18 protein-coding genes are annotated in these 25060 nt (G+C 36.5%); 10 read left to right on the forward strand and 8 right to left on the reverse strand.

The features are described 5' to 3' along the window. Position 1: 1 nt before the first annotated feature. Positions 2-1123, forward strand: a complete 1122-nt coding sequence (gene corA, locus ACZZZC_RS13090) for a magnesium/cobalt transporter CorA (protein ID WP_463482435.1) — start codon at positions 2-4, stop codon at positions 1121-1123. A 65-nt stretch (positions 1124-1188) separates the two neighbouring features. Next, positions 1189-2541, forward strand: coding sequence for a magnesium transporter (gene mgtE, locus ACZZZC_RS13095; protein WP_265798836.1), 1353 nt, complete (start codon positions 1189-1191; stop codon positions 2539-2541). 63 nt (positions 2542-2604) lie between these two features. Here mgtE and ACZZZC_RS13100 read toward each other — a convergent pair whose 3' ends face one another. Beyond that, positions 2605-3015, reverse strand: coding sequence for an organic hydroperoxide resistance protein (locus ACZZZC_RS13100; RefSeq protein ID WP_265798837.1), 411 nt, complete (start codon positions 3013-3015; stop codon positions 2605-2607). A gap of 382 nt (positions 3016-3397) precedes the next feature. Here ACZZZC_RS13100 and ACZZZC_RS13105 point away from each other — a divergent pair, with 382 nt between their 5' ends. From ACZZZC_RS13105 to ACZZZC_RS13115, 3 genes are read left to right on the forward strand one after another with little or no spacing between them, the layout of a single operon-like run. Further along, the gene (locus ACZZZC_RS13105; protein WP_463482436.1) at positions 3398-5809 is read left to right on the forward strand and encodes a T9SS type B sorting domain-containing protein; all 2412 of its coding nucleotides are present in this window, start codon (positions 3398-3400) and stop codon (positions 5807-5809) included. After that, positions 5809-6804, forward strand: a complete 996-nt coding sequence (locus tag ACZZZC_RS13110) for a PorP/SprF family type IX secretion system membrane protein (protein WP_463487387.1) — start codon at positions 5809-5811, stop codon at positions 6802-6804. Before ACZZZC_RS13105 ends, ACZZZC_RS13110 begins: the two co-directional genes overlap by 1 nt. Next, complete coding sequence (locus ACZZZC_RS13115) at positions 6805-7248, forward strand: hypothetical protein (protein ID WP_463482438.1); 444 nt, start codon at positions 6805-6807, stop codon at positions 7246-7248. On the opposite strand, the gene ACZZZC_RS13120 is transcribed toward ACZZZC_RS13115, so the two are convergent. Next, positions 7245-9419: an FUSC family protein gene (locus tag ACZZZC_RS13120; RefSeq protein WP_463482439.1), complete on the reverse strand. Its 2175-nt coding sequence runs from the start codon at positions 9417-9419 to the stop codon at positions 7245-7247. The genes ACZZZC_RS13115 and ACZZZC_RS13120 overlap by 4 nt on opposite strands. A 737-nt stretch (positions 9420-10156) precedes the next feature. Between ACZZZC_RS13120 and ACZZZC_RS13125 the strand changes: the two genes are divergently transcribed. Together ACZZZC_RS13125 and ACZZZC_RS13130 are read left to right on the forward strand one after the other, a co-directional pair. Next, a complete protein-coding gene (locus ACZZZC_RS13125) occupies positions 10157-11509 on the forward strand; it encodes a PhoH family protein (protein WP_463482440.1) in 1353 nt (450 codons plus the stop codon). Positions 11510-11525: 16 nt separating this feature from the next. Next, a complete protein-coding gene (locus ACZZZC_RS13130; RefSeq protein WP_463482441.1) occupies positions 11526-12290 on the forward strand; it encodes a hypothetical protein in 765 nt (254 codons plus the stop codon). On the opposite strand, the gene ACZZZC_RS13135 is transcribed toward ACZZZC_RS13130, so the two are convergent. Then, positions 12287-13498: a TCR/Tet family MFS transporter gene (locus tag ACZZZC_RS13135; protein WP_265798845.1), complete on the reverse strand. Its 1212-nt coding sequence runs from the start codon at positions 13496-13498 to the stop codon at positions 12287-12289. The genes ACZZZC_RS13130 and ACZZZC_RS13135 overlap by 4 nt on opposite strands. Positions 13499-13808: 310 nt before the next feature. Between ACZZZC_RS13135 and gyrA the strand changes: the two genes are divergently transcribed. The 3 genes from gyrA (at position 13809) to ACZZZC_RS13150 (ending at position 18767) form a co-directional block, all read left to right on the forward strand. Next, entirely contained in the window at positions 13809-16400 is a 2592-nt protein-coding gene (gene gyrA / locus ACZZZC_RS13140) for a DNA gyrase subunit A (protein WP_463482442.1), read from the forward strand. 25 nt (positions 16401-16425) lie between these two features. Continuing rightward, entirely contained in the window at positions 16426-17514 is a 1089-nt protein-coding gene (locus tag ACZZZC_RS13145) for a tetratricopeptide repeat protein (protein ID WP_463482443.1), read from the forward strand. A 107-nt stretch (positions 17515-17621) separates the two neighbouring features. Further along, positions 17622-18767, forward strand: coding sequence for a tetratricopeptide repeat protein (locus ACZZZC_RS13150; RefSeq protein ID WP_463487388.1), 1146 nt, complete (start codon positions 17622-17624; stop codon positions 18765-18767). 265 nt (positions 18768-19032) lie between these two features. Here ACZZZC_RS13150 and ACZZZC_RS13155 read toward each other — a convergent pair whose 3' ends face one another. The 5 genes from ACZZZC_RS13155 to ACZZZC_RS13175 form a co-directional block, all read right to left on the reverse strand. Next, complete coding sequence (locus tag ACZZZC_RS13155; protein ID WP_463487389.1) at positions 19033-19857, reverse strand: universal stress protein; 825 nt, start codon at positions 19855-19857, stop codon at positions 19033-19035. 42 nt (positions 19858-19899) lie between these two features. Continuing rightward, on the reverse strand, positions 19900-21315 hold the full coding sequence (locus tag ACZZZC_RS13160) for an inorganic phosphate transporter (RefSeq protein WP_463487390.1): 1416 nt from the start codon (positions 21313-21315) through the stop codon (positions 19900-19902). A gap of 50 nt (positions 21316-21365) precedes the next feature. Next, positions 21366-22595, reverse strand: a complete 1230-nt coding sequence (locus ACZZZC_RS13165) for a porin (RefSeq protein WP_463487391.1) — start codon at positions 22593-22595, stop codon at positions 21366-21368. A gap of 142 nt (positions 22596-22737) precedes the next feature. Beyond that, positions 22738-23631 (reverse strand): oxygen-dependent coproporphyrinogen oxidase, encoded by an 894-nt coding sequence (gene hemF, locus ACZZZC_RS13170; RefSeq protein WP_463482448.1) that lies wholly within the window; start codon positions 23629-23631, stop codon positions 22738-22740. Positions 23632-23753: 122 nt separating this feature from the next. Further along, positions 23754-24983, reverse strand: coding sequence for an MFS transporter (locus tag ACZZZC_RS13175; RefSeq protein WP_463482449.1), 1230 nt, complete (start codon positions 24981-24983; stop codon positions 23754-23756). Positions 24984-25060 lie beyond the last annotated feature (77 nt).

The raw sequence follows: 25060 nt of genomic DNA on the forward strand, positions 1-25060 counted from the left end.
AATGGGAAAAAACAAACCTCGCAGTCGCCACAAGCATTATAAAGTTCCAGCGCCAGGAACAAGCCCAGGGCTTTATGCCATTGATGATGAGGCTTTGAAGCCCGTGATCGTTCTTCATACTTACAATGATAAATCTCATAAAAAAGAGGAACTGAAAAACATCAATAATATAGAAAAGCTTATTCAGGATAAGAGCTATAATTATTGGTTCGATATAAAGGGTTTGGCAGACCCAAATATGTTCGAAACACTTTATTCGAAATTCGACATTAGCAGGTTGGTTTTGGAAGACATTACAAGTTCTTATCAAAGGCCAAAACTGGATGAATATGACAACGATAATTATATTTTTTCTGTAAGCAGACATCTTTATTTAGGTGAAGACGGCACTTTATGCAATGATCAAATCTCTTTTATCTTATCAGAAAGAACCTTAATTACTTTTCAGGAAACCTATTCTGATTGCTTTGAGCCAGTGAGGAAGCGATTGGAGATTGGCAAAGGGAATATCCGCATCGGTGGAAGCAGTTATTTGATGTATGCGATAATGGATGTAATTGTCGACAATTATTTTTCACTGTTGAACTTTTGGGGAGAGGAGCTTGATGCCATCGAAGATAGACTTTATGATCGTCCTGATAAGAGAATCATGTACGATACCCAAGCCATTAAACGATCATTAATCACCATTAGGAAAATTGCCTGGCCAGAACGAGATAAGCTGAACGACATCATTAGAACGGATAGTCCGCTGATTTCTGATCTGACCAAAACATACATGAAAGATGCCTACGATCATTGCATCCAAATCATTGATTTTATTGAGTCTTTGAAAGAAATTGCATCAGCAAATATTGATATGAATCTCTCAATCATCAGCAATAGGATGAACGAGATTATGAAAGTGCTGACCATCATCTCGTCTATATTCATTCCTTTAACATTCATTGCAGGTATTTATGGAATGAATTTTAGCCGGGAAGATCCCGTAACCGGCAAAGTAATGCCAGACAATATGCCCGAACTCTATAGTCCGCATGGTTACACCTATACCTGGATTGTAATGGGCATAATTGCTGTGATACAAGTGATTTATTTTTGGCGCAAGGGCTGGTTTAAGTAAGTAAATTCTATTTGCTTTTTATACCTTAGTAGCTTCAAACACATATTGGTTAGGTCAAAGGAGCGATGCAGTCATTCGAAATAGATAAAAGCGATGTACTAAAGGTAAAAAATGCCATTTTAGCTGGTGATGAAACTTTAAAGGAGGTTTTAGAGGAATACCATGCTTCGGAAATTGCTATTTTATTCGAAAGATTAGACAAATCTGAGCAAAGGCATATCATCAATATCCTTCCTGCAGAAATTGCATCAGAAATTATTTCTGAGATGGATGAAGAATCCCATCCAGAAGACTTGCTATTTGAACTTCATCCTGATAAGCGTACAGAAATTGTAGAAGAACTAGACTATGATGATGCAACCGATATTATTTCTCAACTCGAAGATCACGAGCAGGCAGAAATTCTGGAAGATTTGCAGGATGAACATGCAACAGAGATTAGGAATCTTTTAACCTACGACGAAAAAACTGCAGGTGGTTTAATGAACACAGAAATTATCTGTGTTAATATTAATCTCACTAAAAAAGATGCCATTGAGGAAATCATTCGCCAGAGTGAAGAAATGGAAGAGTTTTACACCATTTATGTAGTAGACGACGAAAAAATATTCAAAGGAATTGTATCATTAAAAGATATCATTAAAGCGAAACATAACGCTCAAATTACCGAGCTGGTTAAAATGGATGCCGTTTATGTTCATCCGGATACTGACCAGGAGGAGGTAGCATATCTAATTTCGCAGTATAACTTAACCAGTATTCCGGTAATTGATGACAACCAAAAATTATTAGGCAGGGTTACATTCGATGACGTGATCGACGTGATGGAAGCAGAGAGCACTGAAGATATCTTGAAAATTTCCGGGGTATCCGAAGATGAAGAACTAAGCGGTAATTGGGTAGAGGCAGTAAAATCACGTTTGCCTTGGTTAATCATTAACCTCGGCACGGCATTTCTAGCTTCTTCTGTTGTACGGTATTTCGACCCAACCATTAAATTAATCCCATCGCTGGCCGCTTACATGACTATTATTGCCGGGATGGGTGGGAACGCAGCAACACAGGCGCTTGCGGTAACCGTAAGGCGTATCTCACTTTACGATTTAACAGACAAGCAGGCTTACAGAACGGTTTTAAAAGAATTTACGGTAGGTTTAATTAATGGAGCTGTAAACGGAATAATCGTATTTATTTTTGCTTTTTTCTTTGATGGAAACCCTATGTTAGGTTTAGTCATATTTTTAGCCATGACAGGAAATCTTTTAATAGCCGGGGTAACAGGTGCGGGGATTCCGTTGATATTAAAACGTGTTGGGATTGATCCAGCTATTGCATCATCCATCATTATAACCACTTTTACCGATGTTTTTGGTTTCCTCCTCATTCTCGGTTTAGCCAGCAAGTTATTATTACTCTAACACTATTAAACAAAAAAGTCGGAAGAATTTAATCCGCCGACTTATAATCAAAATTGCAGTTGCTTAAACTGCCGTTACTCTAACCTCTATATTGCCTTTAACAGCTTTCGAATACGGGCAAGCTCTGTGTGCTTTATCAGCAATAGCCTGCGCTTCTTCATGAGATATTCCAGGAATATGTACATCTAAATCTGCAGATAATACAAATGAATTTCCATCCTTATTGAAAGAAACCAACACTTTAACATTTGCTTCGCTCACATCAACGCCTTCACGCTCTGCAACCGAACCTAAAGCCCCTAGATAACAAGGTCCCCAAGCCGCAGCAAATAATTCTTCGGGATTAGTAGCTCCGCCTTGCCCACCAAGTTCTTTTGGCTTTCTAAGTTCGAAATCTAAAATTCCATCGCTCGATTTAATGTGTCCATCTCTTCCTCCAGTAGCTGTAACTTCAGCTGTATATAGCTTTTCCATAATAATTTATTTAACAAGATAAACAAACACTATCCGGCATTGTTTGCAACCACTACACGCTTAACATAATCGCAGATTAAACCCAATTTTTAGCTAAAACTAGATAGGCAAAGATATTTTGTGTAAAAAAGCAAAAAAAATCAAGGTTTTAATAGAGGTGAGTAAGGTACCCACAACTGGTACAACAATCGTTACAGAGGTTTAAAATTCTATTTATCAATAGGTTATATCTAGTCTGTTATCAATACCGATGGATATAAAGATCTATTCCGAATAGCGAGCGTCATATTTCGTGTAATAAAAGCCTTTGTAAGGGGTACTGAAATGTTAAGCAGATACTAAAATAATATTTTTACAATATCACTTTTTAATTATCGTCCCGTTGATTAATAAATTGTTATTGATGTTGCTGATAGCGATAATTGCTATTCCATCAAAATTGAGTGCTCAAACCTGTCCGGAAAATATCGGTTTCGAAAATGGAAATTTTTCGAACTGGAAGCTTTTTACCGGACTTGCAAGTATCGACAAAAACAAGAATGTAATTTATACCAATGAAGTTAACAATCCGGCTTCTGGCAGACATACGCTAATCTCTGCTAAAACGGAGAAAGACTTTTATGGAGGCTTTTCGCTGATCCCAAAAAATGGCGGCAACTTTACTGTAAAGTTGGGAAACAATGGTACAGGAGCCCAAGCAGATGGCATATCTTATTTATTAAACGTGCCTGCAGACAGGCCGGAATTCACTTTAACCTATCAGTATGCTGTTGTCTTGGAAGATCCAAATCACCCTTTGGAGGAGCAGCCAAGATTTATAGCCAGAGTTAAAGACCTTGAAACAAACGCTTATATTCCTTGTGCATCCTTTGAGTATGTAGCAACATCGTCATTGCCAGGTTTCACAAAATCGAAGGTCAACAACTCCGTAATTTATAAAGAATGGACACCAGTTACCATTAACTTATCTGGCTATCAGGGCAAAAAATTATTGATAGAATTCATTAGCGCAGATTGTGCCCTAGGTGGTCATTTTGGCTACGCTTATGTAGATGTAAATAATCTTTGTGGCGATTTAATTGTAGGCAATACCTATTGTAAAAGCGCCGACGAGCTAAATATATCTGGACCTAGCGGCTTCAAAAATTACAATTGGTATAATGCAGATAGATCTGTGAAATATGGTTCAGGCCAATCAATTACGTTAAAACCCACACCCGCTGAAGGATCAAAAATTATCCTGGATTTAATGCCATATGATGGATTTGGATGTCCTAGCTCCGTAGAAGCTGTAGTGCATAGTGTCGATTATCAGGTTCTAGTCCAAGAAAAAAACACAGTATGCGAAAACACTGAAATTGATTTGACCAGTGCTCATTATATTCTGAATAAAAATGAGGGATTTACTTATCTGGTTTATCAGGATAAGGATTTAACACAACAAGTTACTGGCTTGGTTAAGATAACACAAAACAGTAAATATTTCATTAAGGCCACTAATTATAAAGGCTGTGAAAGCTTTGCGACAATTGAGGTTGCTGTATTCGATATTGCAAATATCACAGTGAAAAATCCTCCGGCAGTTTGTTATAACGAAACCGTTGATATTACAAACAATCTCCTGTATTCAAAGCTAGATGGTATTTCTAGAACTTACTTTCAAGATGAAAAAGCCACTAAAGTTTTGCCAAATCCTAATGCAGTAAACGCCTCTGGCATTTATTATGTTAATTTTTCTAATAATTCCGGTTGCAACAAAATTCTCCCGATTAAAGTTGAAATCAGTCCAAAACCTATATTAAAGATTAGTAATCCCACTGCGGTATGTTTTCCAAATAAGGTTAACATATCATCTCCAAGTATTTTTGCTGGTAGCGATGATTCCTTCCAGTACAAGTTTTTCGAAGATGCAGCGCTAACAATCCCCCTTACTAATCCAGAAAACGTAGCTAAAACCGGAACTTACTACGTAACTGCTACTAATGCACAAGGTTGTTCGGTAAACAACAAAATTGATGTTATGATTAATGATCTGCCGGTTTTGGTTGTTAAAGACCCATCTGAAGTGTGTTATCCCGAAAAAATTGATTTAACTAACCCCAATCTTTTTGAAGGAAGTTCTGAGCAATTAAGTTATTCGTTCTATACAAACGAGGGGTTGACTGAGAAACTGTTGAATCCAAAAACGGTATCTAAATCGGGGATTTACTTTGTTAAGGCTACAAACCCATCTGGTTGCTTCGTTTATAGTAAACTAAAAGTAACCGTTGATCCATTGCCAACCATCGTTCTCAATAAACCAAGACCTATTTTTGATAACGATTTTATTGATCTTACTTCGGCAGAAATTATAAAGGGAAGCAAAGATTACGTCAAGGTTGGCTATTTTTATGATGCATCATTAAGTCGGCCAATTGTTGATCCTACGAGAATTAATAAAGCTGGCATTTATTATATCTCCCTTCAAAATGACAAGGGATGTTCAGTTTCGGCATCGATAGAACTTAACATTTTACCTCAGCCTAAAATTGTTGTTCCAACAGCGTTTACACCAAATAAGGATACAAATAACCGATTGTATCCATTTTTGGTAAGTATTCAAAAGTTGACAAGTTTCAAGGTTTTCAATAAATGGGGAATTCTCGTTTTTCAGACTGATTTAGCCGCAAATGGTTGGGATGGTCAATTTAAAAGCAAAATGCAACCATTAGAAACATTTTCATGGTTTGCAGAAGGGATTGACACCTTTGGCGGAAAATTTCAAACTACAGGTAAAACCATATTGATATTATAATGTACAAATCGCTTCTCCTTTCATTTTTGTGCTTGGTTACATTATGTTGTTCTGCACAGGATCCAAAGTTTTCACAATACTTTGCGGCTCCTCTGTCTCTGAACCCAGCTTTTACAGGTTTTTTTGATGGCGAGTATCGCCTTGCGGTAAACACACGCCAGCAATGGGGAAATTTAGGCGATCCTTACAATACTTATAGTGTTTCTGGCGATGTTAAGCTTGTGGAAGACGAAAATTTCACCAACAGCGTATTCAGTTTAGGTTTAAGCGGTTTATTTGATGAATCGTTTAACAAAGCGCTAAAGTCGCAGTATATCAGTGCAAGCATGTCTTATTATCAATATCTTGATGTGGATCACCGGTTCAAGTTCGGTTTGGCGCCACAAGTGTCTTATGTTTCTAGATTTTTAGATTATAACAAACTAACTTTTGCATCGCAATATACTGATGGAGGGTTCGACAATTCACTACCGAATTACCTGGATTTGAAGAACGATAAAACATCATACTTCGATGTAAATATTGGCGGTAATTTTTCAGCTACTTTTGATCATGTTAGTTTCGTTTTGGGATATTCGCATTATCACCTCTCAAAACCTCAGGAAACACTCCTGAATAACACAAACCAATATGTTCCTTCCAGGCAAACGGTAAATTTTGGGATGCTTTATTTGCTTAGTAATTATCTCGATTTAAATGTAACTGGCGTTTATAATGTTCAGCGAAATAATAAAGACACTATCTTGGGTACTGTCGTGGGATTAAAACCCAATGATGAAACTCGATTGAAATTAAACTTCGGAATGTGGTTCAAGTTTAACGAGGCCTCATTTTATCCTTACTTGGGCGTTACAATGGGCGATGTGAGCGCTGGCTTAAATTACACCGTTTACGGAAACAAATTGATGAGTGCAACGCCACGCACTTATGAATTGTCGCTCATTTACCGACATAATAATTTTAAAGGCTTCAAAGTCCCTTGTCCAAAATTTTAAATGATGAAAAAAATCTTTTTAATGTTTGCTTTTATTTTAATAGGCGAATGGGCCTATAGCCAACAAAACAAGCGTATAATAGACTATCAATATTTTCGGAACGAGAATAGTTATTACGCTTATGAATTATTTAAAAACAATGATAATTCAAACAATAGTCAACTGATGATTAATTTTTCTGTCAATGTTACTTATAAAAAAGTCGATAAAATCTACATTAAATCAAAAGAGGTTGAGTTTAAATTAAAATTTAAAGAAAGAGAAGAAACTGTCAAAACGGATAATCCAGAACAGAAATTTTTCCCAATTATTTTCAATGGAGATGATCTGGCGGCTATGAAGTTATCCTGTGAAACGCAAATCATTTTTAAACTCGACAACGGACTTCAATATACATTGCCTTTAAATACTTGTAATATCATCGAGCTTATGAAAAAGAATTAGATTTTGACTTTTAAAGTTAGTTTATAAATATCATAAGCCACTTTTTGTATCAAATCAAATTGTTCGGGAACTAGATCTTTACCTTCGTTAATCGTTACGCCGGTATCAGCCAACCTAATTAACGGAACGTTTCCTATCGCGTCATTTCCCTCAACTAAATTATTTATTGAAGTATCGAGCAAATAATTAGTGTTTTGTGCCATTGGTTTTAATGCATCGAAATTCTCAAATATAAATTCATGCTCTTTATTATACAAAGAAAGCGTAGCTACATACGAAGACAATAAATGACTTAATGCAGTAAATTGATGCACTTCTTTTATGTAAAGCTGCTTGCTCTTTGGCTCAGAAAACATTCTTTGAAATAAGGAAGCTAGATTAGCTGTGGCTACATACACTTCTTTTCTGGCCAATTTATAATCCGTTCTGTTATATACCTTTTCAAAATACAATTTTACCACTTGCTCATAGTAGGCTTTGTTAGCTTTTATGATATCAGTCATGGCTTCTTTTAATTTTTCATGTTCCCATGTGGGAAACAAAGAGTAGCTAGCCAACAATGCAATGCCTGATCCAATGAAAGTATCATAAATCCTTTCTCGAGCCAATGCAATAGAACCCATACCCAGAAAATCGAAAAGGATAAGAATATAAGGAGTCATAAAGAGCACGCTAACTACGTAATTTTTACGTTGAAAACTATAACTGCCAATCATGCAGATGAGCAAAATAGTAAATAAGGCGTTTTTATCATGAATATAACTGACGACAGCCATCCCTATAAAAGCGCCTACCGTAGTTCCGATTAAGCGTTGATAGTTACGCTCTTTAGTTAAGCTAAAACCGGGCTTTGAAATCACCAGTATGGTTAATAAAATCCAATAGCTATGGGAAAAATCAAGTATTTGCGAAACGATAAATCCTAACGTCATTACAACAGTAACCCGTAAGGAGTGCCTAAAAGTAGAAGAACTGTACGTTAAGTTTTCTTTAAATAGATCAAAATCAAATTTCTGGCGCTTAATAAACTTCTCTGTATCAACTTCCGCTCTTCTAAGATCTTTGTTGGTACGTACTTTGAAATAACTAAATATCGTTTTCACTCTTGCCAGAATATTCTCAATATTCACTTCAATGTTCTTCAAAGCGATGATGCCAATAGTACTATATTCCTGATTGACATTATTTTTTTCCAGATTGTTGATTTTAATTTTTAAACGCTCAATTTCTATTAATAACCTTTTGGAGATTACGGGCTTGCCACCACTTTTTAAGGCGAAAGCAATATCGTCAAGGGCGTAAGAAATCCGTTTAATGGCCATCTCGTAGTCTGATAGAATTCCTGCCTTGTCAAATTGATCGTGCAACTGTTGATAATTGTAATAGGTAGACATTACCTGCTCAAATAAATCAACCATATCTACAAAAACCAGTAAAAGGAAACGCCCCTCCGGACTAGAGTCCCTTACAATTTCCCTGGTTCTGAAAAGTAATTCCCTTACTGCATCTTGTTTTTCATGAACAGAAACCTGGAGCTGCAGTAAATCCGCATAAGTTTTATCATAATTATTATTCTGATGATAGAATTTAGCCTTCTCTCTTAAAAACTCCGCTACTTCTAAAATTGAATCGCTTAACGATTGCTGTACAAGCCTGAAGGGGCGAAGGCGGTACACAAAATAACTTAAGCCCGTGTACCATAAACTGCCGGCCAAAACCATTAATGCGTGAATAATCACATCCTGCCATGGGCGAACATCATCAATACTCAACACCATGATTAATAAAACCGCAGTTCCAACCGACGCCGCTCTAACGCCATAGATATAAAACATGGAGAATATGAAACTCGAAATAGCCAGTAAAAAGCCGATAAAATAGTGGCTTTTGTTTGTTAAGCCGGTAATAATGGAAAAAAGAAATATCAGTACGGTAGTAACCAACATGGCGTTTCGCCTGTGAACCATTGGCCCCGGACTATCGACTACGCTTACGCACAAAGCGCCAAGGGAAAGCGTCATGCCGTAAGTTAACAGGCCAAATTGTGCCAGAATAAGCGAGGGGAGAAGCACGCCAATGGTAATGCGTAAACCATCAGCAAAATAGGTACTCAATAAAAAGTCTTGAATATTTCTGATGGGTTGCCTAATCTGCATGTACAAAAATAACATAATACAGAGGTTTTTTGTTGCCTGTAAAATTAAGTTTTTACAAAAAAATTAATTATTAAGCAGAATTTACTTAGCCCGCTGGTTCTCAAATATTTGCCTAGTGTTGATAAACTAGATTTTTATAAATGTTCATAAATCTTCTAATCGTCGTTATTATAGGTAAAATCGCCAATTTATTTAGCTAAACATGTTGATAAACAGCTATATCACGTTGATAATTTTGTTGATAATTTATTTCAGATTTCTCTTGACAAGAATGTGTTTTCCTGCTAAATTAGATGATATCAAATACGAAGTACTTTGAATTCTGAGAAAACAATCCAAAAGAGATAAGGAACTGAAAAGGGAATTGTTTCGGATACGTTTACAGGGAAAACAATTAATTTCAGAAAGGGTTAAACTGAGTATGAATATAGAATAGCCTCCATCGAAAGATCGCTATTATGAAAATTGCACAGGCCCAAACAGAGCTTATTGAAAACTAAGAAGTTTACGGACAGAATAGTTGGAAATAAATTTTCACGAATCGTAAAAGTTGCAAAACCTAGCGAAAACGGAAAAATCAGAGTAACAAGAATTAGATGCTTTAAACACAACTACGGTTGATTTTAAGGTTAAAACGGGGAACTGAATCGAAAGAAGAAGGACCCCGTTTTTATTTGGCTTCATTTTTAAAATCATTTAAAAAGAATGATCAATCTTTCGGCTATTATTTGCTAAAACAGTAAATTTACCAAATGGCCACAAAAGGTAAATTAACTTCTGACCCCAAGAAAAAGATTTTTGTTTTAGATACATCAGTCATTTTATATGATCATGATGCAATCAATAACTTTCACGAACACGACGTGGCTATTCCTATCCAAGTTTTAGAAGAACTCGATAATTTTAAAAGTGGTAACGATACTAGAAATTTCGAAGCCCGAAGTTTTATCCGATTGATCGATCAAACATCCAAGGAAAAACTGATTAGCGATTGGGTGGCACTGAAGGCGCAAAACGCAGGCAAGTTCAAAGTAATATTAAACGAACAGCCGCTAAAAGTAAATGCCGAGGAAATTTTTGGAAAAGGTAAAACCGACCATAAAATCTTGAATGCTGCTTTAAGCTTACGCGAAGAAAATCCGGAGAAAAAAGTAGTATTGGTTTCGAAAGATATCTGCTTACGTTTAAAAGCAAAAGCTCTTGATTTATTTGCTGAGGACTACGAAACAGGTAAAATCAAGAATGTAGATGAGCTTTATGCTGGTAAAACAGAGCTTCTTAACTTCGATGAATCAATAATTGAATCCGTAAAAAAAGATAAAATCTTAGGATCAGCAAATATTGGCCTGCCAGCTAAAGAAGGAAATCATTTCTTCGTTTTAAAAAATAAAAGAAAAACCGCCAACGTTTTTTTTAACCATAATAATCAAACCATTTCTTTAGTTTCTACAGATCCGATTTTTAAAATAAAGCCCAAAAACATCGAACAGGCATTTGCCATTCACGCTTTATTAGATGAAAATATTAAGCTCGTTAGCATCCAGGGGAATGCCGGCACAGGAAAAACACTTTTAGCGCTTGCCAGTGCACTTGAACAGCGCAGAGATTTTAGACAAATTTATATTACCCGACCCATTGTATCTCTTAGTAATAAAGATATTGGCTTTTTACCTGGAGATGCAAAATCGAAAACAGACCCGTTCATGGCCCCAATTTGGGACAACCTACGCTTTATTAAAGATCAGTTTGTTGGCGATGATAAAATGTCGGCGAAAATTGATGAACTGATCACGACAGAGAAGATTGCCATAGCACCACTAGCGTTTATTAGAGGGAGAACGCTAACCAAAATCTTCTTCATTATTGATGAGGCCCAGAACTTAACGCCTCATGAAGTTAAAACCATTATTTCGAGAGCTGGCGAAAATACAAAAATCGTCTTTACAGGCGATATCTATCAAATAGACACGCCTTACCTGGACTCAGAAAGTAATGGATTATCCTACCTCATCGAGAATGCAAAAAACCATCCTCTTTATGCGCATATTACGCTACAAAAGGGCGAACGCAGTGAATTGGCAAACTTAGCAAACGTGTTACTCTAACTTAACTAAAACAACAATGTTCTCCATCTTCGTTCTCTTTTTTGGTATCCAGTGGTTAAATAGATACCTTGATAGTGATTCTAATAAACTAACTATCCCCGAAAATCCTGGAATAGAAAATAATCCAATTCAGAACTATTACCCGCTATTTTTTCACTCTGTGATTATTCTATTAATCCTAATATCCTTTTTCTCCCCAACTGTTTTAGATCAAGAGAAAGTGCATATCTTGATCTCAGATGGTATTTTCCAGTTTGTTAGTACCGTTCTAATTTTGATTATCACCATCATAAATCCCTTTGTAAATTTATCGCCTGAATTAAAAATGAAGATTGAAGATGGGGCAGAAGCCACGAAAGCACCCTGGTTATTTTGGCTCACAAAAGGAAAAAACTGGCAGCTGCTTAAGGCACTCGCCTGTATACTCATTGTTGCCTATTTTATTTATCAAGACTATTTGGTTATTCCTAATTTCAACCAAGGCACAGTTTCGGGTGTCGCTGTAATCTTGATTTTATTTTTCGTGTTCGGAAATATTTTTGAGTTGATCAAAGATCCGGTGCTTTTTAAAAAGAAGACCGTTTTCAGGTTATCAATGCTCTATCGGTCCATCAAATTATCGTTTTTCATATCAATTGTGTTAATCATTCTCGGACTAATCATTTCATCAGCCTTTAACAAAGCGCTTGAAAAAGTAGCTAACATCGAAGCTGTTGTACTGCTGATATATAACGTTGTGATGGTGGTAAACGAATTTAAAGTGATACAGGCTCGTAACTAATGATATTTCTGTAAAGACCGAAGTGCAATGAAAAATCCAATTAGGGTAAGCACTGCACTTAAAATGAATGGCGCACCAGGAAAATATACCGGAGCATTTCCTTCAATAAAATAAGCAAAAATATGGGTCATCACCCACGGAGCTATAATGGCAGCCAAACTTTGTAATCCAGTTAAAACACCTTGCATTTCTCCCTGAGCGTTTCCCGCAACCTGATTGGAAATAATTCCCTGCATTGCCGGTCCGCCAATCCCTGCCAATCCGTACGGAAGCATAAAAGCAAACATCATCCAACCTTTAGAGGCGAATGCAAAAGCCGTAAATCCGACTACGTAAAGTAACAGACCTATATAAACTGCCCGCTTTTCACCAATTTTCGGAAGGATAATTCGAATCAGGCCACCCTGAACAATACCGATGACAAGACCAACAAAGCCCAGTGAGTAGCCAACCCAGGCGGCATCCCAATTAAATTTCTCCATCGTATAAAATGTCCAGTTCGATTGAACTGAATGACTAGAAAAATACAACAGGAATAATGTAACCATCAAACCGAGTAAGGCCGGATATTTCCCAATGCTGATGAGAGACCCAACTGGGTTCGCTCTTTTCCATTCAAACGGCCTTCTTTTATCCACTGGCAACGATTCTGGTAAGATGAAATATCCATAAAGCCAATTAATGAGCGACAAACCTGCCGCAATCATGAATGGAACACGTGTTCCAAAATGACTAAAGATACCACCTAAAACAGGTCCCAGAATAAAGCCAACGCCGAAAGCTGCACCTACCAAACCAAAATTCTGAGCTCTTTTTTCAGGTGACGAGATGTCTGCAATGTAAGCTTGGGCAGTGGTAAAACTCGCACCGGTGATCCCAGCGATAATTCTTCCAACAAATAACCAAACAATTGATGGTGCAAAGGCCAGAAAAATATAGTCAATCCCTAACCCGAATAACGAACTTAATAAAATTGGCCTTCTACCAAAACGATCACTCAATGCCCCAATAATAGGAGAGGATATGAACTGTACCGAAGCATATGCGAGTGTAAGCCATCCACCATATTCTGCTGCTAGACCATAGCCACCGCCTGTAAAATCCTGGATTAATTTTGGCAGAACGGGAATAATTATTCCAAAACCCGTAAAATCAATGAGTAAGGTAATCATGATAAAACTCATTGCAGATTTTCTTTCCTTGGCCATATCGAGATTGATTTGCCACAAAAATATAATTTTGAACGCAGTATCTCCGCTTAAAATTAAGTTAAAACCTACAGGGCACGTTAAATGAATGAGCTGTTGAGATTATCTGTAGATAATACAATTGATTTAATCAAAGACAAATCAATTTAAACTACGCTTAAAAGAATTAAAAACATTTAATGACTTGATGAGCCGAACTAACGGCCAAAACTTTTCCACAATGCCTTATTTCGGCATATTTTTGCTAAATTCGCAAGGTTATAACAATAGCTTTTTTAAATATCGTTTTTGATAACGAGAATAATAATTTATGGCAGAAGATTTAGAGAATCAACAAAACGACAAAATCATCCAAATTAATATAGAGGAGCAGATGAAATCTGCCTACATTGACTATTCAATGTCGGTAATCGTATCAAGGGCTTTGCCTGATGTACGTGATGGATTAAAACCGGTTCACCGCAGGGTGCTTTACGGTATGCTCGATCTTGGTGTAACCAGTAATAAACCACATAAAAAATCTGCCCGTATTGTGGGTGAGGTTTTGGGTAAGTATCACCCACATGGTGATGCATCTGTATATTTTACTATGGTTCGTATGGCTCAAGATTGGAGCTTACGTTATCCGATGGTAGATGGACAAGGAAACTTTGGCCACATCGATGGAGATTCACCTGCGGCAATGCGTTATACGGAGGCACGTTTTTCAAAAATTGCCGAAGAAATGCTTGCTGATATCAACAAAGATACGGTAGATTTTCAGTTGAACTTTGATGATACGTTACAAGAGCCAACAGTTTTACCAGCAAAAATCCCTAACCTTTTGGTTAACGGATCTAGTGGTATTGCGGTGGGTATGGCCACTAACATGGCGCCACATAACTTAACCGAATGTATTGAAGGTATTGTAAACTATATTGATAACAGAGATATTACCATTGAGGAATTAATGAAGTTTGTAAAAGCTCCAGATTTCCCGACAGGTGGTATTATTTATGGCTACACTGGTGTTAAAGAGGCTTTTGAAACCGGTCGTGGACGTATTGTAATGCGTGCTAAAGCTGAGATTGAGAACCTTCGAGACCGAGAAGTAATTATTGTTACCGAAATTCCTTACCAGGTTAATAAGGCCCAAATGATTGAGCGGACAGCTGAATTAGTGGGTGAGAAAAAATTGGAAGGTATTTCAAACATTAAAGATGAATCTAACAAAGATGGTATCCGGATCGTTTACGAGATAAAACGCGATGCAAATGCATCGATTGTTTTGAACAATCTATATAAGTACACCGCTTTACAAACATCTTTCAGTGTAAATAATATTGCTTTGGTAAAAGGTCGTCCGCAGATGCTCAATCTGAAAGACCTGATTGTACATTTTGTAGATCACCGCCATGATGTTGTTGTTCGCCGTACGCGATATGAACTAGCGGAAGCTGAAAAACGTGCCCATATCTTAGAAGGTTATTTAATTGCTTTAGACCATTTAGATGAAGTAATTAAATTAATTCGTGCATCAGAAACTCCGGAAGAAGCCCGTGTAGGTTTAATGGAGAAATTTGGCTTAAGCGATATTCAAGCCCGTGCTATTCTGGATATGACATTGCGTCGTTTAACAGGACTAGAACGTGATAAGATTAAAGAGGAGTATGCGGAATTGATGAAAACCATCGAATATTTGCAATCTATTTTAGCTGATGAAGGTTTGCGTATGCAAATTATCAAGGATGAATTAGAAGAAGTAAAACAGAAATTTGGTGATGAACGTAAAACGACCATTGTTCACTCTGCGGAGGATATGAGCATGGAAGATTTCATCGATGATGAGGAAGTAGTGATTACAATCTCTCATGAGGGTTATGTTAAACGTACACCAGCAACCGAATTTAGAGCGCAGGGTAGAGGTGGAAAAGGATCAAAAGGCAGTACCTCTAGAAATGAAGATTTCATTGAGCACATGCTGGTCGCTACCAACCACAACTATATGTTATTCTTTACCGAAGCCGGAAGATGTTTCTGGCTGAGGGTTTACGAAATTCCTGAAGGCTCAAGAACCAGTAAAGGAAGAGCCATTCAAAACATCATCAATATTCCAAAAGATGAAAAAATTAAGGCTTACATTAAAGTTAAGAACCTTAAAGATCAGGAATACCTAGAGAATAACTTCATCATCATGTGTACTAAAAAAGGTACCATTAAGAAAACTTCTCTTGAGGCATATTCTCGTCCGCGTGTTAATGGTATTAATGCAATAAACATTAACGAAGGTGATGTTTTACTAGAAGCATGTTTAACCAACGGACAAAGCGAAATTGTTATGGCTTTACGTTCAGGAAGAGCCATTCGCTTTAACGAAAGTACTGTTCGTCCGATGGGTAGAACGGCAACCGGTGTACGCGGTGTTAGATTAGCTCACGACAAAGATGAAGTTGTTGGCATGATTGCTGTAAACAATCCAGAGGTTACGGTGTTAGTAGTATCAGAAAAAGGATACGGAAAACGGACCGATATTGAAGATTATCGTGTAACTAACCGTGGCGGTAAAGGAGTAAAAACCATTAACGTTACTGAAAAAACAGGACAATTAGTATCAATTAAAGACGTTACTGATAGCGAAGATTTAATGATTATCAACAGATCTGGAATAGTAATCAGAATTCCTGTTTCTGCATTGAGGGTGATGGGTAGAGCTACTCAAGGTGTTCGTTTAATTTCACTGAAAGGTGATGATGAAATAGCATCTGTAACAAAAATCGACCACGAAGAAGATGAGGAAGAAACAGTTGATTTAGCTGATGTAGTGGTTACTGACGGTGAAGAAATAGAGCCAGATACTACCGAAGCTGAAGAAACTGATGAAGATGAAACAGACTCAGAGGAAGAAACGGAAGAAGAAAATTAACTAAATAAAGATTAGAATAAATATTATGAAAAGAGTATTTCTAGGTATAATTTTAGCAGGAGCAGTAAGCTCTGCATTTGCTCAGAAAAGCGAAGTTAACGAAGCAAAAAAGAAGTGGGGTATTTTCCAGTTAACCTCGCAGGGAGCTAGCACGCCACTACCAAAAAAGATGGAAGCGATTAAGGCTGGTTTAGCGCATACAGATAAAGCGATAGCCGACGAAAAGTCTAAAATAATGCCGGAAGCTTGGTCTTACCGTGCCTTATTTGCTTCATCTGCAGCGATTATCGATACTGTTGATGCTGCTAACGCAGATGCTAATCTAAAGATAGCTCAAGATGCTATTGTTGAAGGTAAGAAGATCGATACTAAAGGTGCTGAGAAAGACAATTTTGCTTTGGCAGAAACCAACATCGCTAATGCAGTTAGAAATGCAGGCGTGATGGCTTATAACAAAAAAGATTATAAAACTGCATACACTAAATTTGTTCAAGCTACAGAAATCAATCCACAGGATACAGCAATGTATTTAAATGCTGGTATTGCAGCAAGAAATACTGAAAACTGGCCTGCGACAATTCAACAATTTAAGAAAGTAATTTCATTAAATTCGCCACAATCATCAGACTTGTATAACGAATTGGTTGACATTACTTTACGTAAGCAAAAAGATACCACTGCTGCTTTAGCAATAATTAAAGAAGCAGCTGCCAAATATCCTGAAAACGTAGAGCTGATTAAAACTGAAACTCAAATCTATATTGATAGGGGTGATGCAGCAAAATCTGAGCAAATGTTAAATTCTTTAGCCTCGAAAGAGCCAAATAATGCAAGCTATCAGGTTTTATTAGGAAACATTTATTTCTCGCAAGCCTTGAAACTTCAAAACGATAGAAATAAAATTGATGCTAAAAAAGTAAAAGAATTTAATGAGGTAACTGCCAAAATGAACGGTTTGTTAGATAAGTCGTTACCATATTACAAAAAAGCTTTAGAAATTGATTCCAAAAATGTTGGTGCTTTGGAAACCTTAAAAACCATCTATGGATTTAGAAACGATACCAAAAATTATGAGGATATCAAGAAACGTTTAGATGCGCTTCCGAAACAATAAAGATCTCATAATTCTAAAAAAGAGTCCCGATTTTATCGGGACTCTTTTTTTTGTTTATTTTTACAGCGTTAGCAGTTTTTAATCAATAATTATACAACAATTATCTTATGCAAAGCGGTTCAAAGTTATTATTAGTATTCTTAATTTTCACTTCAATTAATGCTTTAGCTCAGAAAAGTCAAATATTAATCGCCAGGAATTCTGTTGGAAAATTGCAGGCTTCAATTGCAAATAAAGAAGACGAAAAAAAACAACTGGCCATAATTACAGAGGGATTAAAATCAATAGAATCTGCAGAAAAAGACAATAAAACAAAAAACTGGGCAGAAACCTGGGCAATAAAATCTTATCTCACATCTTACGCATCGTTAATTGACACAGATAAAGCAAATGCTGATAAATTTTACGATGCTGCCAATAGCGCAATCAAGCAGGCTAGGGGCTTGGATAAGTATGAAGACAATTCAGGCTTAATAAAAGCATCACATCATAATATTTTAATTAAAAAACAAGAGAAAGCTAATGCATCTTTTTTTAACAATGATTTTACCGAAGCCTATACGGATTTGAAGGAAGTAAGCGATGCTTTTCCCGCTGACACCACCTTAGCGTTAAACACCGGGATTTGTGCTTTGAATATCCAGAATTATGATGAAGCTATCAACTACTTCAAAAGAGCTAAAGAAAACGGAATTCAAAATGCAGCCATGTTTCAAAAACTTGCGCAACTTTATGTAGGCAAATACGATAACGAAACTGCCATTAAAACTTTAGAAGATGGTTTAGTAAAAAATCCTTTTCAAAGAAATTTAACCAACGATTACATCAATCTTTTACTAGATACCGAAAATTACACCAGAGCTGCAGCGCTTATTGAAGGTAATTTGAAAGTTGAAAAAGGAAACAAACTTTTATACTTTCTTTACGGTTATTTGCAACAAATAGGTGGGAATAACTCTACTGCAATTTTAGCTTACGACAAAGCCCTTGATACAGATCAAAATTATTTTGATGCTTTGTATCAGATGAGTTTAGCATACATTAATAGTGCAAATGAAACATTAAGCAAGAACGAGGCAGATAAAGCTGCAAAATATAATAACTTAATTAACCGAGCACAGTTTGCTTTGCAACGTGCTAATGAAATAAATCCTAACGATAAAAAGACGGTTCAGCTTTTGGTTGATATCTATACCAAAAAGAATGCAACCGATAAAGTTCAGGAACTAAATCGTAAACTTCAAGAACTTTAATTTCCTGATCAGATGCATAGAGGAGTAGGATGTTCATTACCGTCAACTTAACATAATATTAATTATAAGACAAATATTAATCTCTTTAAATGTTCATATCTGGCAGACAATTTTTGCTGGAAAGCATTTACTTATCATATTGAATGTGCATCAATTATATTAAGGTGTTAGATTGTGTATGATCATTATAGTGATGAACAAAAAAAATACCATAAAAAAAGCAGTCAGATATATTTGACTGCTTTCTAAACATATTTTTAATAAACTATTCGTGTAAAACTAGAACAGCTTTTACACCTTTGTTAACCACTTTATTTACAGTGCTGCTGGTAAATAATCTGTAAATAATATTGTGTTGTCGTTTGACCAAGCACAAAATATCGGTCTCATTTTTTGCAACAAAATCTACAATGCCATCTGCCGCATCATCATCTTCTATATAATTAAAGAGTAAATCAGAATTAGGTAATATACCTTTTAACTTCTTCTCTCCCTTTTGGATAAAAGTTTCTTCTTCTTTTGTCTCTTCGATATATAGTATTTGAATTTTTGCAGCTTCAGATTCTTTGACGATCTTATTTAAGATTTTAACATCTTTAGATCCTAATTTAGATTGATAATCGGTTGCAAAAGTAATAATCGGTGATGGTGGAAAAACACTATCCAATGGAATAATCAGTGTAGGAATTCGCATTTTGGCAATAACCATACTGGCATTACTTCCTACAATACCTAAGATACCAGTTGAACCCGTAATACCCATAACCAACAATGCTACAGCATTATTTTTAGCATGTCTTTCTAAAACTGTTCTTAAAAAACCAACATCACAAATTGATTTTACAATAACATCATCAAAGCCACCGGATTGCACAATATTATTGGTCCAGTCTTTTAAAGCTTCTCTTTTTTTATCATAATATGTTTCAATAAAAAAAGCATTGTAGGTATTATTGTTAATCCCTTCTGTTGGGTGAATAGCGTTGATGGCAACGACTTCCTTCTTTAAAACTCTGGCTAAAGAAAGTGCATAGGTAAGCGCATTACTTGCGCTGTTGGAGAAATCGCTAGCGACTAATATTTGTTTCATATTATTTATGAATTAAAATAACGGTTTAATAAAACCTTTTGATTAGACAAAAAGATGAAAAAGTGCAAATAACAATGCTGCAATCGTGATTGATACTGGTAGTGTTAATACCCAGGCCATCCCAATGCTTTTTAGCGTACCGCTGTTTAAATTACTTTTACCACCAGAGGCCACCATAGATCCTGCAATACCGCTTGATAAAACATGAGTTGTACTTACCGGTAAACCTAAAATTGTACTAATACCAATGGTTGAAGCGGCTACAATTTCACTTGAAGCACCTTGCGCATAATTTAAGTGTTCATTTCCTATTTTCTCTCCAATGGTTACCGCTATACGTTTCCAGCCAATCATGGTACCTAAACCTAATGATATAGAAATGATTGCAATTACCCAAATCGGTGCGAAATTAATTGATTTCTCTATGTCAACAGAAGCTGATTTTAAATCTTGAATTAATTTCTGATCACTTTTTATTGCCTTATTTTCAACAACACCCTTAATTGATTTGACTAATCCTTCAATCTGTTTCCTAAACTTATAAGTTGCGGCTTTATCTTTCTCGTTTTTTATATCAACATGTGATTTTATAGCTGCAATATTGGCTCTAATAGCAGTGAATTCTACAGTATTGGCAGGGTTAGTCTTGGCAATGGCGACAATTAGATTTTCAGTGTTATTTAGTGTTGCAATAACTTTATCATTAGGAATGCTATGATCTACTGCAAACTTGGCGGGTAAAAATGCAATCAATATCAACATCAATAAACCAACACCTTTTTGTCCGTCGTTACTGCCGTGGAAAAAACTTACCAACGTACAAGTGACAATCAAAAGTATTCTAATCATCATCGGCGGACGATCATTTTCGCCTTTAGGAATTTGAAAAAGCGCCGGATATCTGACCACATATTTTAAAAAATACATCAGTAATATGGCTAAACCAAAACCAATAATGGGTGATAAAATGAGTGACAATCCGATTTCTTCGGCTTTTCCCCAATTAACTCCCTTACCGCCGTAATACCATGAAAATGCCAACCCGGCTCCGATTAGTGAGCCAATAAGTGTATGAGAACTAGAACATGGAATACCAAAATACCAAGTACCTAAATTCCATATTATTGATGATATAAGTACCGCTAAAACGAAGCATGCACCAATAGATACTGGTAGTCCCATCAGTGAATCGAGAGGAACTAATTTTAAAATTCCCATAGCAACAGCTATACCGCCAGCAAATACACCAAGAAAATTCCAAATTCCCGACCATGGTATGGCGTACATTGGTTTTAGTGCTTTGGTATAAATTACGGTTGCAACAGCATTAGCTGTATCATGAAAGCCGTTTACAAACTCGAATCCGGCAACGGCGAGTAAGCATAATACAAATACAATAATTAAGGGGACCGTTAAATCTGTATTGGCAAAAAAAGATTGAATAGAGCAAATTTGCATACTGTTTATTTTAATGTACTTTTTAGATTAATTTGTGAGAAATTGAATTATTACCAACGATATTGAAGACGCGTAGTGAGGACGTCGTCTTTTACATCATCACTAAAATCACTTAAACTGGTGATTTCGTTTTTAATGTGTTCATTGTATAGGGTTACTTTGAGCCTTGAATTAATTTGATAAGCCAGCCCGTAGCCGAGCGTGTTATATTTCACATCGCCTGCGTTGGTAAAGTTGCTGGCGATCCCTATCTGTTGATTACTAACTTTTGTATTTGGATCATAAACATCGTAAGCAATTAAGGCAGTTAAATTTCTTTTGGCAATGGTATGTGTAAACCAAATATAGTAACCGTTAAAGTTTCGTTGATATAAGTTAGTGGTGGGTTGAGTACCAAAGCTCATACTCGCACTAGGGCCTTTTTTCCCATCGCCGGCAATACCTGGCTGTAAGCCTGCTACATATTCGCCTTTTAGCGTTGTTTTGCCTAAATTACTATCATAACCTAGCTGCAAATTTGCACCAAAGTAATTTCTATCCAGATAACTACCTACATCATCATAGTTTCTAAGCTCAAAACCGCTTTTGGTATCTATATATGAAGTTTTAGTATTGTTTCTAACAGCACCAAAATAACCAGATACACCCAGGCCAATTTGGATTTTCTTGTTAGCAAGGCTGTCAATATTCAGTGAAAGGTTAGCTATTAAATCCTTTCTACCATCAAAGTCTGTTGCATTTTTTCCGCTACCATTTACTACAGCGAGTTCAAAAGCTAACGTAGTATTGCGTTTTTGAGGATAAAAACCAATCATAGCACCCAAATCTCGTTCGCGGGGCATCAAAGTTTGGAAAACTCTGGCCCGCTCGGGAAAATCGCGGTAGCCTGAAGAATAAACTATAGAGTAACCAAAAGGCCGATTAAATAAACCGGCCGTGAGTTTTAAAGTTTTAAAAGTTGGTTCACGCAATTGTATGAATGCGTCCATTAGCTGTACCCCTGTCTGGGTTGCATCAATTTGGAAAACGATACTCGAAAATTTATCAACCCTATCAATTTTTAGACGCCCTCTTCGAATCATGAAACGATTATCAGAATTGGTATCGAAATCTCCACCAGAAAAAGATGACATTCCCGGAGATTGCGCTTTTTGATATTGAGTTTGAAGATATCCGGTTATTTTAATATCATGAATTTCATAACTGGATGGTGAATTATTATTTTTTTGGCCAAAAGCGTATAAAGGAAAACACAATGCAAATAAGAGTCGTTGTTTCATATAATCTGCGGCAAAATTAAAGTCCGAAGATTAAGAAGGTATTAACCTAGTATTACCATTACAACTTTTAGGAATAATAATAAACAAGCGATATTATCTTAAAGGAAAGCTATCAAAAAAAAGTGGTGAAATAGCATTCGAATTAAATCCAGTGAATGCCCTTTTTTAGAAATTGCTGTGTTTTATATTCATCTGAATCTACCTCGGGTTGAACATTGTAACCCCAGTTAGCCTGTGGTGGCAAACTCATCAGTATCGATTCTATTCTACCATTGGTCTCTAAACCGAATTTAGTTCCCGAATCGTAAACCAGGTTAAATTCAACATAACGGCTTCGACGCTGATATTGCCAGTTTTTCTGTGCTTCTGTAAAATCCTTGTCCCGATTTCTATCAATTAATTCAGTATAGATCGGCAAAAAATTTTCACCCACATTAGCAGAGAAATCCAAAATTTCATCCCATGATAAATTTGTGTTTTCTGGCTTTAAACGATCGTAAAAAATACCACCTATACCGCGTGTTTCTTCTCGATGTTTGATAAAGAAATAATCATCAGCATGATTTTTAAATTTTGGATAAAAATCCGTGCTAAACTCGTCGCAGGCCTGTTTTAGTTTATGGTGAAAAAAACGGGCGTCATTTTCGAAAACATAATGAGGCGTTAAATCTATCCCTCCACCAAACCAACGTGTTTCTTCATTAAGCTCAAAATAGCGAATATTCATGTGAATAATCGGTACTAAAGGATGATTTGGGTGGATCACGATTGAAACCCCGGTAGCAAAAAAATCATCTTCTGTAACTTGGAAGGCTTTTTTAACTGCTTCAGGAAGTTTTCCGTAAACGGCCGAAAAATTAACACCACCTTTTTCGATAATAGCGCCATTTTGCATAATTCGGGTGCGGCCACCTCCCCCACCATTTCTTTCCCAAAGCTCTTCTGCAAATTTCCCTTTGCCATCGGCAATTTCCAAACCTCTACAAATCTCATCCTGTATTTGCTTATAACGTTCTGCTACTTCTTCTTTAAACATGGTGGAATTATTAAATACACACAAATTTAACCCTATTGAAATAGCTAAAGGGATTTATGTTTAGATAGTACATTTTCTTGACATTAACTATTAGAAGCGCTCCGATCGGCTACTTTAAAGATTTACTCTTCCAGGTAATCCAAATCTTTGCTGAAACTCTCTTTCAACTGACTTAAGCCAAAAACTGCTATAATGGTCAAGATAGCCATCACCAAATATCCAGCAGTGATTAAGCTGTATCTTTTGGCTAAAAATTCAAACAGAAAAGTGATTGGAATAAGTGCCCCACGCACAAAATTAGGTGCGGTAGTGGTTACTGTTGCTCTGATATTTGTTCCAAATTGTTCTGAAGCTATAGTTACAAAAGTAGCCCAGTATCCAACTGAAAAACCCAAAAATAAACAGATCCAAATAAATGCGCTACTGGTTAAACCAAAACTAGTTAAGTAGACTACCACGCTAATAACTGATAATAAATGAAAAATAAACACAGTCTTTTTTCGAGACTTAAGTGCCTGCGAGAGTAATCCGGTAACTACATCTCCAATGGCGATACCGAAATAAGTAAACATTATCCCCGTTCCGGCTTTTAATGGTTCTGTTGCGCCTAGAGCTTTGCCAAATTCGGGAGCCAGCGTTACCAATATGCCTACAACAAACCACAATGGAATACCGATTAGTATGCAATACAAATACTTTAAGAACCGCTTTTTGTTATTAAAGAGCATGAAGATGTTTCCTTTAGAGACATCTGTATTGGCTGCATGTTTAAACATTCCGGACTCGAAAGTGCCAACACGCAGTAGAAGGAGGATTAAACCCATGCCACCACCAACAAAATAAGAAGTTTGCCAGGTATATTTTGAAGCTACTGTTGCTGCTACGGCCGCTCCAAGTAAACCAATCGCACCAACTATCATCGTTCCATACCCACGTTTTTCCTTATCCATCGTCTCGGCTACCAGGGTAATGCCAGCGCCAAGTTCTCCAGCCAGACCTATACCTGCAATAAACCTAATGATTGCATAACTATTAACCGTGGTTACAAAGCCATTGGCTATGTTCGCTAAAGAATATAAAAGTATTGAGCCAAAAAGAACTTTAATTCTGCCTAGCTTATCTCCCAGAACCCCCCATAGTATTCCGCCAAGCAACAGCCCGAACATTTGTGAGTTAATAATCAAAAAACCGTCAGACTGCATATTTTCTGCAGAAACACCAATTTCAGTTAAACTTTGAACGCGTACAACGGAAAATAAAACAAGATCGTAGATATCTACAAAATAGCCAAGAGCAGCTACAATAACTAAAAAAACTACATTACGATTGTTGGCTTTTGATTCAGGTTTCATTTAATATTTGGTTTATCTGCTGAAAGTACAAATAAGCACAAATAAATAAAATAGTTTATAAAAATAAAAGCCGCTCT

Source organism: Pedobacter sp. AC212 (assembly GCF_979258625.1).